Below are 11348 nucleotides of genomic sequence, written 5' to 3'. Positions count from 1 at the left end.
AGCCGCCGCCACGGCCATCGGCGTGGGTGTCGGTGCGCTGGCGGCCTGGATGGGCGGCTGGATCGAAGAACTGCTGATGCGCGTGACCGAATTGTTCCAGATCATTCCCAATGTGGTCTTCGTCCTGACCGTGGTGTCGGTGCTGGGGCCGCATATCGGGAACATCACCCTGGCGGTGGGCCTGGTGTCCTGGCCGCCCATCGCGCGCCTGACGCGTGCCGAGTTCCTGTCGCTCAAGGAACGCGAATTCGTCCAGGCGTGCCGCGCGGTAGCGCTCAACCCCTGGCGCATCGTGCTGGGCGAGATTTTGCCCAACGCCCTGCCGCCGGTGATCGTGATGGCGTCGCTGGTGGTGGCCGGCGCCATCCTGTACGAATCGGTGGTGTCCTTCCTCGGCCTGGGCGACCCCAATATCGCCAGTTGGGGCCGCATGGTCGGCGAAGGGCGCAGCCTGATCCGGTCCTCCTGGTACCTCAGCGCCGTGCCGGGGGTGGCCATCATGCTGGTGGTGCTGGCGCTGAACCTGGTCGGCGACGGCCTCAACGATACCCTCAATCCCAAATTGCGAAAACGCTGACTTCAAATCAATCATGACCGACTTCCTGCATAACCTGGGCGATCTGAACGACCCGGCCCTGTCGCTGGACCTGCCTGCGATCGTCGACCTGTCCCACGCCAGCGGCCCCCGGCGCTACAGCCATGCCGAGGTACGCGCACTGGCCGGTGGCGTGGCGCACTGGCTGCAAGGCCAGGGCTTGCCGCGCGGTGCGCGCATTGCCATCGCCGCCAGCAACCGGGCCGAATACCTGATCAGCTACTTCGGCATCATGCGCGGCGGCTATATCGCCGTTCCCATCAACATCAAGCAGCCACGGGAGACGCTGGAGTACGTGCTGCAAGACGCCGAGATCGCCCTGGCCTTCACCGACGGGGCGCGGCGCGACCTGCTGGCAGCGCACGTGCCGCTGCTGGACTTCGACGCTGCCGGGCCGCAGGGCTTCGAGGCGCAGATCGTTGCTGCCGAATTCGAGAGCGTGCGCCCTGGTCCCGATGAAGTGGGCCAGATGCTCTACACCTCCGGCTCGACCGGCAAGCCCAAGGGCGTGCCGCTGAGCCACGTCGGCCAGCTGTGGGCATTGCGGACCACCGCCGGCACCGCCCGGGTTGCCCCCGGCGACGAGCAGCAGCGCTACCTGCTGGCGCAACCGCTGTTCCACATGAATGGCTTGTTCATGGCCAAGCGCGCCTTTGCGGTGCATGCGCAGCTGGTGATCTTGCCGGGCTTCGACGTCGACAGCTATCTCGATGCGCTGGAACACCATCGCATCACCATCCTGACCGCCGTGCCGACCATGTTTGCGCGCCTCATCAAGGACCCGGCGCGTTTGCAGGGACGTGATTTCTCTGCCCTCAAGCGCGTCATGCTGGGCTCGGCGCCGATGACGATGGAGTTGCTGCAACGACTCAGGAATGCGTTTCCGGGTACCCAATTCAGCCATGGATACGGTACCACCGAGGCCGGTCCGGCAGTATTCGGCCCCCACCCCGAGGGCATCCCCACGCCCGGGTTGGCGCTGGGCTATCCGCTCGATTTGCGGCAGGTGCGGCTGGTCGATGGCCCCGACGACAACCAGGGCGTGCTGGCGATGCGCAATCCGGCGGTGCTGGCCGGTTATCACAAGCTGCCGGCAAAGAGCGCACAGGTACTCGACGACGGCTGGTACTACAGCGGCGACGTGATGCGCCGCGATCAACAGGGATTCTTCTATTTCGTCGGCCGGGCCGACGACATGTTTGTCTGCGCCGGCGAGAACATCTACCCGGTGGAGGTCGAGAAACTGCTGGAACGCCACCCCGACGTGGCCCAGGCCAGCGTGGTGCCGCTGCCCGACGAAGAACGCGCGCATGTACCGGTGGCCTTCGTGGTGCGCCGTCCCGGCAGCGGGCTCGATGCCGAGGCGCTGAAAGGATTTGCCCTGCAGCACGGCCCGGCCTACCAGCACCCGCGCCGGATTCGCTTCGTGGCCGAGCTACCCTGGGCCGGCACCAACAAGGTCGACCGCAACGCACTGATTCAACTGGCGCGCGAGCTGGAAGCAAACCAGGGCTGGCACATCTATGAAGAGGAGTTGCAACATGAGCCGATTTGACCTGACCGCGAAGATCGCGCTGGTGACCGGCGCCAGTCGCGGCATCGGCCGCGCCATCGCGCAGTCGCTGGCCGCCCAGGGCGCCAGCGTGATCGTCCATTACAACCAGGCGCAAGAGGCCGCCGATGCGCTGGTGGCCGAGATCCGGCGACAGGGTGGCCGGGCCTGGACCGCCCGGGCCGACCTGGCCCTGGCCGACGGCGCTGCGCGATTGGTGCACGCCGTGCAGGCCATCGTCGGCGATGCCGGTGCCGAGCGGATCGATATTCTGGTCAATAACGCCGGCGTGGGCTTGCGGGCCCGGATTGCAGAGGTCACCGCGGGCGACTTCGACCGCGTGCTGCAGGTCAACCTGAAGACGCCGTTCTTCCTGATCCAGGGCCTGTTGCCACTACTGCGCGATGGCGGGCGCATCGTCAATGTGTCGTCCATGGGCACCCGCGCGGCATATCCGGAGATGAGCGTGTATGCACCCGCAAAGGCGGCACTGGAGGCGCTCACGCTGTTGCTGGCGGCCGAACTGGGTCCGCGCAACATCACGGTCAACGCGGTACTGCCGGGCGCCACCGCGACCGACCTCAACCAGCGCGCCAGCAACCCCGATACCGCGCGCGTGATTGCCCAGAGCATTGCACTGGGACGGGTGGGCCAGCCGGACGACATCGCCGGCATCGTCGCCTTCCTGGCCAGCGATGCGGGACGCTGGGTGACTGGCCAGCGCATCGATGCCACCGGCGGACAACGTCTCTGACCCATGAATCGACAGCCTGCCATGAACGCTTTGCTTTCCATCCAGAATCTCACCATCGACCTGCCCACCGGCGGCGACCGCGCCCATGCGCTGGCCCGCGTCGAGCTTGAAGTGCGTGCAGGCGAAATACTGTGCGTCGTGGGCGAGAGCGGCTCCGGCAAGTCGCTCACGGCGGCGGCCGTGCTGGGGTTGCTGCCGGATGGGGTGGAGGTCGCTGGCGGTCGCATCGACTGGGATGGCGAAGACCTGTTGACGGCCAGTCCGGAGCGGCTGCGCCGACTGCGCGGCAAGGAGATCGGCATGATCTTCCAGGAGCCGATGACGGCCCTGAACCCGTTGCATACCATCGGCGACCAGATCGGCGAGTTGCTGCGTGCCCATACCCGGCTGGGGCGGCGTGACATCCAGGAGAAGATCCTGGCGCTGCTGGCCTCGGTGCATATCGCCTCGCCGGCACAGGCCGCTCGCGCCTATCCGCACCAACTCTCCGGCGGCCAGCGGCAGCGCGCCATGATCGCCATGGCGCTGGCGTTGGAGCCGCGGTTATTGATTGCGGACGAACCGACCACCGCGCTGGATGTGACCACGCAAGCGCAGATCCTGAAGCTGATTCACGACCTGCAACGCCGCCGCGGTACCGCGGTGCTGTTCATCACCCATGACTTCGGGGTGGTGGCGGACATTGCCGACCGGGTGGCGGTGATGCAAAAGGGCGTGCTGGTGGAGACCGGACCGGCGCAGCAGGTGCTCGATCAACCGCGCCATCCTTATACCCGCGCCTTGATCGCAGCCGTGCCGCCGCTACGGCCGGCGTTGCGCAATCGACCCGACAGCCGCGCGGCGGCACTGACCATCACCGGCTTGTCGAAGACCTATGGCAAGCGCGGCTGGAGCGGGCGCGAGCAACGGGTCACGCATGCGCTGGACAATGTATCGCTGGACCTGCCGGCCGGCAGCACACTGGGCATCGTCGGCGAAAGCGGGTCGGGAAAATCGACGCTGGCGCGCAATGTGCTGGGCCTGCTGTTGCCCGACGCCGGTGAGATCCGCGTCTTCGGCACGCCGGTCGAGCTCGATACGGCAGCGGGCCGGCGCCGGCATGCATCGCAGGTGCAGATGGTGTTCCAGGACCCGTATGGATCGCTCAATCCGAGGCGAAGGGTGGGCGACATCGTCACCCAGGGTCCAATTGCCCATGGCAGCACGCACGCCGCGGCGTGGAAGAAAGCGCGCGAATTGTTCGACCTGGTGGGGCTGGCGCCCGATGCGCTGGAGCGTTATCCGCACGAGTTCTCCGGGGGCCAGCGGCAGCGCATCGGCCTGGCCCGGGCGCTGGCGATGGAGCCCAGGATACTGGTGGCCGATGAACCGGTGTCGGCCCTGGACGTGTCGGTGCAGGCGCAGGTGCTGGCGTTGCTGGCACGGCTGCAGGACCAGTTGCAGCTATCGATCCTGTTCATCACGCATGACCTGCGGGTGGCGGCCCAGGTATGCGACCGGATTGCCGTGATGAAGGCCGGGCAAGTGGTCGAAGTGGGTGACAGCAGCGAGATCTTCGACCATGCCTCCCATTCCTATACCCGGGCGCTGCTGGCGGCGGTGCCGGGTCGGCATTGGACGCCGGGGGCACTCGAGCAGGAGCTGGTGGTCAACTCCTGATCGCGACCCGCCGCCATCGGCACACCCCGTGCATCACCGCGCAGGTGCCTTGGGGCTCCACAGCTTCATGCCGCCGCGGCGTTCGTAGCCCTTGCCTTGCGGGTATCCCACCAGTTCCATCTCGGCGCCCCACGGTGACTGGAAATGCACCCAGGTCTCGCCTTCGGTGTCGCCCGACGCCATGGTGACCGGTTCGCCCAGTATCTTGATCCCGCGCGCCTTCAGATAGGCCGCACCGGCTCGCACGTCGTCGGTGTAGAAAGCGATGTGCGAGGCGCCGGCATCCTCGGCGCGCGGCATTGCCCGGCTACCGCTCGGGTTGCCGTATTCGAACAACTCGATATTGGCGCCTGCGCCACACCGCAACATGGCCAGCCTGACACTGTCGGCGCGCGGCGTGGGCCCCGCGGCGGCCAGGTCCTTGAGCTGGAACGGGCCGATATGGGTCAGCGCGACGCAGCCGAAGGTCTGCGCGAAGAAATCCTCGGCCTGCGTCAGGTCGGGCACGTTGATGCCGACATGGTCGATGCCGGCGATGCTGACACCCTGGGCCTGGACCGGGCCACCCAGGGCGATGGCCAGTAGCGTTGCTGCTAGATATTTCATGATGGGTTCCGTGCTCGAAGCGGCTCAGGGTTTTTCGATGAAGACGTGCAGGCTGGCAAGCTTGCCGTCGCGGATGGTGAAGATGTCTTCGCCTCTCACCAGCGCGGGCTGGCGGTCCGGGCCGTAGCCCCAGGTCACGCGCCCCAGGCCATGGTTCCAGGTAGCGGCTTGCGGGCTGAAGACGAAGCCTGCGTGCTGGCCCTGCACACGCTGCAACAGCTGCGCCACGCTGTCGTAGCCGCGCGCCATGCCGGCGTAGTCGGCCACGATGATGTCAGGGGTATAGACCTGGGAAAACTTGTCGCGCCAGTGCTGCGGGTCGGTATCGTTCCAAAGGTCGAAATGCAGGTCGACCAGCCGCTGTACGGTGCCGATCTCGACGGTCGAGGGTTCCATTGTGTTCTCCTGTGCCTGGACCGTTCCCGCCGCCGTGAGCGCCAGGAACAGCCCGATGATTGAAACTGCTTTCATGAAGGCCGCAGCTGCTTCAGACCTGCGCCATGCCGCCGTCGACGAACAGCTCGACGCCGTTGACGAAGCTGGCCGCATCGGAGGCCAGGAACGCCACGGCACGACCGATTTCCTGCGGCTCGCCCAGGCGTCCCAGTGGCACCTGCGCTGCCAGGAAGTCGTACAGGCCCTGGCGATGCTCGTCCGGTACCAGGCCACCCAGGCCGGGGGTACGTACCGGACCGGGGCTGACCACGTTGACACGGATGGCACGATCCTTCAGGTCGAGCGCCCAGGAGCGGGCGAAATTGCGCACCGCGGCCTTGCTGGCGCTGTAGACGCTGAAGTTGGCGGTGCCCTGGATCGATACGGTCGAAGCGGTCAGGATCACCGAGGCGCCATCGACCAGCAGCGGCAAGGCCTTCTGCACGGTAAACAACACGCCGCGCACATTGGTGTCGAAGATACGGTCGAAGTGTTCTTCGGTGATGGCGCCCAGCGGCATCATGTCGCCGCCGCCGGCGTTGGCAAACAGGATGTCGAGGCGGCCGGCGCTGCCGGCGATACTGGCATAGACGGCGTCGAGCTCGGCCAGCACCGAGGCGTCGGCACGGATACCGGTGGCGGCAGGGCCGATGGCGGCCACGGCGGCGTCGAGTTCGGCCTGGCGGCGCCCGGTGATGAACACCTGCGCGCCCTGTGCCACCAGCTCTTGCGCCGTTGCCAGGCCAATGCCGGATGTGCCGCCGGTCACCAGTGCGATCTTGCCATTGAGTTGCTTGTTCATGATTGACTCCTTCAGATGAGATAAGGGGAAACATCCTGGCCGGCCCGGTGCGCCGCTTGGCGTTGACTTGCGGGACTGGCATGGGACGAACTTTATGCCTTGATCATTCTTCGAAAAAGTAGTTAGAATCGAAATTACTATCCATCCATATGGATAATAAAATCAACCGATGGAGCACATTGCATGGATCAGCTACAGGCCATCCGGGGTTTCGCCCGCGTGGTGGAAGCAGGCAACTTCACGCGTGCGGCGGATTCGCTGGACATGCCCCTGGCCACCTTGAGCAAGCTGGTGCAGGACCTGGAGGCCCATCTGGCCGTGCGCCTGCTGCAGCGGACCACGCGCCGGGTGACGGTCACCCCCGAGGGACGCGATTACTATGACAAGACCATGCGCCTGCTGCGCGACCTGGAAGACATCGATACCTCGTTCAACCTGGCCCATGGCAAGCCACGCGGCCATCTGCGCATCGACGTCGGGGGGTCCACCGCCAGCGCGGTGCTGATTCCGGCCTTGCCTGACTTCATAGCACGCTATCCCGACATTCGTCTCGACCTCGGGGTGTCGGACCGCTCGGTCGACCTGATCGGCGACAACGTCGATTGTGTCGTCCGCGGCGGCCCACTGGACAATTCATCGCTGGTGGCACGTCACCTCGGAGAAGCCACCATGGTGACCTGTGCCAGCGCGGGCTACCTGAAGTTGTTCGGCGTGCCCGCCTATCCTGACGAACTCAAGAATGGCCACCGGCTGGTCAGCTACGTGTCGGCGCAGAATGGCCGCGCGGTACCTTTCCGCTTCGAGCACCAGGGCGCCAGGAGCGAGATCAAGGTCGAGCACCGGATCGGGGTCAATGAAAGCAATGCCCACCTGGCCGCGGCCCTGGCCGGCCTGGGCATCATCCAGACCTTCCGCTACGCGGCCGGCCCGGCGCTGGCCGACGGCGCGCTGGTGGAGATCCTGCCGCAATGGCGCCCGGCGCCCTACCCGTTCCATGTGGTCTATCCGCAGAATCGCCATGTCACGCATCGGCTGCGGGTATTCATCGATTGGCTGGTGGAGTGCTTTCCGGCGCGGGTCGGCATCTGACAGGGCGGGCCCGCGCCGGCGTTCAACCGTGCTCGGCCACCGGGGTCGGGGATTGCACCGGCGCCGGCTGGTTCAGGTGGAACAGGAGCTTCCTGACCATGGCGATGACCACCAGCCCGACCACCACATAGAACACCGCCAGCGGGGTGAGACTGTTGATCGAGACGAAGCCGGCCAGGCCCATCATGGCCGAGGACACCATCACCAGGGCGAAGCCGAGGATGGCGCTGGTCAAGCCCGCGATGTGCGGAAAGATCGAATTGCCCTTGGCCATCAGCGTGGGATACATGGCCCCGGCGCAGAACCCCATGAACAGCACCGGCGCGGTCAATGTCCAGACCTGCAGGCCCACGCTCAGCGCCAGCACCAGCATCACCACCGCCGCAGCCGTCATTGCATAGGCGCCGATGCGCAGGCGTTGTTCCGGCGTGGGCAGGCGCGGATGGTGTATCCGGTTCGAGATGCCGCCCAGGAAGTACATCAGGCCGATGGCCAGCGCCTGGTAGCCGAAATAGGTGGGCGGCTTGTGCAGCGTGCTTTGCACCATGAACGGTCCGACGATATTGAACACCAGCAGGATGGCATAGCACAGTCCCTGGGCCAGGAAACAGCTCTGGAAGACGGGGCTGGCCAGCACCAGCCGGGCATTGCGCACCAGCGTGCGGGGGTTGAGTCGCACCGGCTGCTTGAGGGTTTCGCGATAGCGCCACAGCAGCGCCCACATCAGCAGCGAATAGATCAGCAGGAAGGTCAGGCAGGAGCGCCAGCCGAAGGCGGTCTGCAGGTGGGCGCCGATGACCGGTGCCAGGATCGGTCCCAGGCCCCAGGCAATCGACATGTAGGTAAAGGCGTGCATCAGGGCCATGCCCGAGAAGGAATCGGTGATGATGGCCTTGGCCAGCAAATTGGTGGTGGCAATGCCGAAGCCTTGCAGGCATCGCGCCAGCACGAAGGTCTCGAGATCGGAGGCGGTCAAGGTCAGCACGCAACCCAGCGTAAACAGCACCATGCCAAGCGCCAGGATGCGCTTGCGGCCGTAGGCATCGGCCAGCGGTCCGAATACCAGCTGCCCTGCCGCGTAGGCTGCCATGTAGCCGGTCACGGTCCATTGGATGGCATGCGGGGTCGCGGTGAAATACTGCGCCATGGCCGGTAGTGCCGGCACATAGATGTCGATGGCCATCTGGCCGGCAGACGCGAAGGCACAGACGAAAAACAGCAGGAAACGGGGGTGGTTGGCGGCGATAGTCATGACAGTCGGATGGGGCCGGGGCCGGTAGGGCGGTGTCCCGGTACGGCGCCGGCGAACGGCGAAACCCCGTATTCTGACCGTTTGCGGCGATGTCTGCCGAAGGCACCCGCATTTGCGGGCGGCGTGATCCCACCTCATGGGCCGGCACGGCGCTGCAACGATGGCATCGGAGGTCGATGAGATCGATGCCTTCGATGTCGGCGCGCGGGGCGCCTTGCACCAGGCGCGCTGGCAAGCGGATCAACGGTAGGTGCCGACCCTGAAGAACCTGACCCGGTCCGCACTCAGGCATTCGGTCGACAGGTGTACCTCCTGTTCGGCCTCGGCCAGCATCTGGTTGCGGCGCATGGTGCGCTGGCGCGGCTGCGCAATGTGATCGGCCGCTCGCGTCAACGGTAACCTGAGCGATTCGAACAAGGGATTGTTAAGCCGGTTGTCCTGGAACGACGACGCCCGCAACCCGTCGGCCTGGATCTGGTAGATGCGATAGTTGCGCAGTGGCGTGCGCTGGGCCGCTTCGACGGCGGCATCGACGCTATGGTAGGTACGCAACATGTCGCCTTCGATCATCTGCGCGATGCCATCGGTCTGGCGCGTCAATTCCAGGCCTGCCACGGTGCGCGCCAGCCGTGCCCCGCCGAACGACTGGAAGCCATAGAGCTGCGTGAAGTCGTAGCGCTCCCTGAAGCCCAGCGGGTTGACCTGCGCGAGCGGCACTGCCTGAGCCATCGGCGCGGCATCAGGCACCTGGGCAATGGAAACGGGCTGCGCAACGGCCTCTGTTTGCGCGACCCGATTGGAGAGGTCGAGCGGCTCGACCACCTCGCCATCGAATGCGTCCGGCCCCGGCAAGTCGCCCCAGGGATCGGTGCGCCCGTGCGCGGGCTCGCGATAGCGATGCGCGGCATCCCGACGCAAGTCGAGCGGCTGATCGGAGCCGGTGGTGTCGATGCCGGCCGCCGAGGGCCATTCGAGCTGGTTGCCGCGGGGCGACGTCATGCGACTGCCCGAAGCGGACGCCAGCTCGCCGCCCGGCGACAGCCGCGGCGAGCCTAGCGGCCCCAGCGGATAACCGATGCGGCCGTCGGCCAGGCGGGTCGGGGGCTTGTAGAGCGGGGGCGAGGACGGCTGCGCCACGACATCGGGCTCCATGGCGCCCAGCCGCCGCCCGGCGCCCTCGAGCACCGCCATGACCGCTGCGCTGACCCCGGCGAGCCAAGCCTCGGACACGGCCTGGCGTCGGTCCTGCAACCAGCCTTCGGTCTGCGCGGCATAGAGCGCATACCCGGCCTCGGCCAGTTGCGTCATCGGGTTCCCCACGATGTCGTTGAACGCGCGTAGCGCCTGCAACATTTCTTGCTTGCCGATATCGGCGTTGGAACGGATCTGGCGCCCGACATCGCCCAGTGCGGCCTGCCTGGAACGTTGTGCCATGTCGGCGAACAGCTTGCCGCGGATAGGCTGCGCACGCATCGCGATGCGGTCGTCGTAGCCGCCCGCGGCAATGTCGCCCAGCCATTTCTCGATGCCCTGGTAGATGAGGCCATCCTGCTGGTTATAGAGTGAAAACCCGCGCAGCAGCTCATCGCGCCCGGTCTCGGTGCGCGCCAGCACGGCGATGCCGCGTCGCATCTCGCCCAGATTGGCATATTCGCGCAGCGGCTTGCTGGCGTGGGGCATGAGCAGCACCACACGGCCGTCGTCGGCTCGCAGCCATGTCATGTTGCGCGACGCATAGCCGTTGATGTCGAAACCATAGGCGCCCCAGTGCGCCTGGCCGTCATCGCCATATCCTGCTGCCTGCGCCAGCAGCGTGCGCGCCTGGTCGGACAGGCTGCCATCCTGCGCGTGCCGTAGCGCCTGGGCTTCGTAGTACAGTGCCACGGCATTCTCGTTGCGCTGCCAGTAGGCTTTCAGGCTGTTGCGATAGGCCGACTGGAAATCGCTGTCGCGAATGGCAGCCTTCAGGTCGCTCGACAGCAGCCGCACCTCGTTGCCACTGTCGAAACGTGTCGCGCTCGCACCGTCGCGATAGACCCCGCTGTTGGCATCGAGGCCGTTCGGGTCCTCGCCGAAGTCGGCCGGAAAATTCTGTAGCTGCATGTCGGTCAGGCTGACCGACGTCAGCGGCTTGCCGATATGCGCCCAGCCGTTGTAGCTGCGTGGATCGCTGGCACCGCCGGCGAAGGTATTGAACCAGGTACGGTCGGCGTCGACCTCGATACCGTATCGACTGCGCAGGCTTGCCTCGATGGCCTTGCGCGCCTCCTGCCGCAGGTCGGGATATTCGTCCCCGAGTCGCGCCCTGAGTTGCACCAACAGCTCAGGCGCGGCCCCACCGGTGGCGGACGCCAGCATGCCTTGTGCCCCATACAGCGCCGGCTTGGCCGTGGCCGCATGCAAGCTGACGACACTGGATTCGCGACCGATACTGCGCACCGTACGCTCGTGCGCGCTGCGCGAGGCCCGGGACGTGAATGAGTCGTTTTCGGGCCGGTACTGCTGGAGGCGGTTGAGGATTTTCATGGGCGTCCATTCACATTGATTTGGGTTGACAGCCCGGCGCAATGCCGGCGTCGCGATCGCGAACAAGGCCGCCCGCCA

At 66.1% G+C, this 11348-nt stretch carries 10 protein-coding genes; 5 read left to right on the top strand and 5 right to left on the bottom strand.

The window, feature by feature from the left end; all coding sequences use genetic code 11:
• From PMI40_RS04885 to PMI40_RS04870, 4 genes are all read left to right on the top strand, one after another.
• The coding region (locus PMI40_RS04885) for an ABC transporter permease (RefSeq protein WP_008112738.1) at positions 1–577 on the top strand (577 nt) is incomplete at its 5' end.
• A gap of 13 nt (positions 578–590) precedes the next feature.
• Positions 591–2150, top strand: coding sequence for a class I adenylate-forming enzyme family protein (locus PMI40_RS04880; RefSeq protein WP_008112736.1), 1560 nt, complete (start codon positions 591–593; stop codon positions 2148–2150).
• Positions 2137–2901, top strand: a complete 765-nt coding sequence (locus PMI40_RS04875; protein ID WP_008112734.1) for an SDR family oxidoreductase — start codon at positions 2137–2139, stop codon at positions 2899–2901. The genes PMI40_RS04880 and PMI40_RS04875 overlap by 14 nt, the downstream gene beginning before the upstream one ends.
• Positions 2902–2922: 21 nt before the next feature.
• Positions 2923–4560 carry an ABC transporter ATP-binding protein gene (locus PMI40_RS04870; RefSeq protein ID WP_008112731.1) on the top strand — a complete coding sequence of 546 codons (1638 nt, stop codon included), beginning with the start codon at positions 2923–2925 and terminating at the stop codon, positions 4558–4560.
• 33 nt (positions 4561–4593) lie between these two features.
• Here PMI40_RS04870 and PMI40_RS04865 read toward each other — a convergent pair whose 3' ends face one another.
• The 3 genes from PMI40_RS04865 to PMI40_RS04855 are packed head-to-tail and all read right to left on the bottom strand — an operon-like array spanning position 4594 to position 6403.
• Positions 4594–5166: a VOC family protein gene (locus tag PMI40_RS04865; protein WP_008112729.1), complete on the bottom strand. Its 573-nt coding sequence runs from the start codon at positions 5164–5166 to the stop codon at positions 4594–4596.
• 24 nt (positions 5167–5190) lie between these two features.
• Positions 5191–5637, bottom strand: coding sequence for a nuclear transport factor 2 family protein (locus PMI40_RS04860; RefSeq protein ID WP_238540893.1), 447 nt, complete (start codon positions 5635–5637; stop codon positions 5191–5193).
• Between the two features lie 16 nt (positions 5638–5653).
• On the bottom strand, positions 5654–6403 hold the full coding sequence (locus tag PMI40_RS04855; protein ID WP_008112726.1) for an SDR family NAD(P)-dependent oxidoreductase: 750 nt from the start codon (positions 6401–6403) through the stop codon (positions 5654–5656).
• Positions 6404–6586: 183 nt separating this feature from the next.
• Here PMI40_RS04855 and PMI40_RS04850 point away from each other — a divergent pair, with 183 nt between their 5' ends.
• A complete protein-coding gene (locus tag PMI40_RS04850) occupies positions 6587–7492 on the top strand; it encodes a LysR family transcriptional regulator (RefSeq protein WP_008112725.1) in 906 nt (301 codons plus the stop codon).
• Between the two features lie 22 nt (positions 7493–7514).
• On the opposite strand, the gene PMI40_RS04845 is transcribed toward PMI40_RS04850, so the two are convergent.
• Entirely contained in the window at positions 7515–8744 is a 1230-nt protein-coding gene (locus PMI40_RS04845) for a multidrug effflux MFS transporter (RefSeq protein ID WP_008112723.1), read from the bottom strand.
• A 240-nt stretch (positions 8745–8984) separates the two neighbouring features.
• Entirely contained in the window at positions 8985–11270 is a 2286-nt protein-coding gene (locus PMI40_RS04840; RefSeq protein ID WP_008112721.1) for a dermonecrotic toxin domain-containing protein, read from the bottom strand.
• Positions 11271–11348: the final 78 nt, after the last annotated feature.

The organism is Herbaspirillum sp. YR522 (assembly GCF_000282575.1).
Classification (GTDB): Bacteria; Pseudomonadota; Gammaproteobacteria; order Burkholderiales; family Burkholderiaceae_D; genus Herbaspirillum.
The sequence above is the reverse complement of the archived record's forward strand: the minus strand, read 5'-3'. Positions and strand labels throughout refer to the sequence as shown.

Coding starts and splice junctions, on each gene's coding strand:
- PMI40_RS04875 (WP_008112734.1), top strand. CDS start 2,137: ATGAGCCGATTTGACCTGACCGCGAAGATCGCGCTGGTGACCGGCGCC.
- PMI40_RS04840 (WP_008112721.1), bottom strand. CDS start 11,270: ATGAAAATCCTCAACCGCCTCCAGCAGTACCGGCCCGAAAACGACTCA.
- PMI40_RS04865 (WP_008112729.1), bottom strand. CDS start 5,166: ATGAAATATCTAGCAGCAACGCTACTGGCCATCGCCCTGGGTGGCCCG.
- PMI40_RS04860 (WP_238540893.1), bottom strand. CDS start 5,637: ATGAAAGCAGTTTCAATCATCGGGCTGTTCCTGGCGCTCACGGCGGCG.
- PMI40_RS04880 (WP_008112736.1), top strand. CDS start 591: ATGACCGACTTCCTGCATAACCTGGGCGATCTGAACGACCCGGCCCTG.
- PMI40_RS04855 (WP_008112726.1), bottom strand. CDS start 6,403: ATGAACAAGCAACTCAATGGCAAGATCGCACTGGTGACCGGCGGCACA.
- PMI40_RS04870 (WP_008112731.1), top strand. CDS start 2,923: ATGAACGCTTTGCTTTCCATCCAGAATCTCACCATCGACCTGCCCACC.
- PMI40_RS04845 (WP_008112723.1), bottom strand. CDS start 8,744: ATGACTATCGCCGCCAACCACCCCCGTTTCCTGCTGTTTTTCGTCTGT.
- PMI40_RS04850 (WP_008112725.1), top strand. CDS start 6,587: ATGGATCAGCTACAGGCCATCCGGGGTTTCGCCCGCGTGGTGGAAGCA.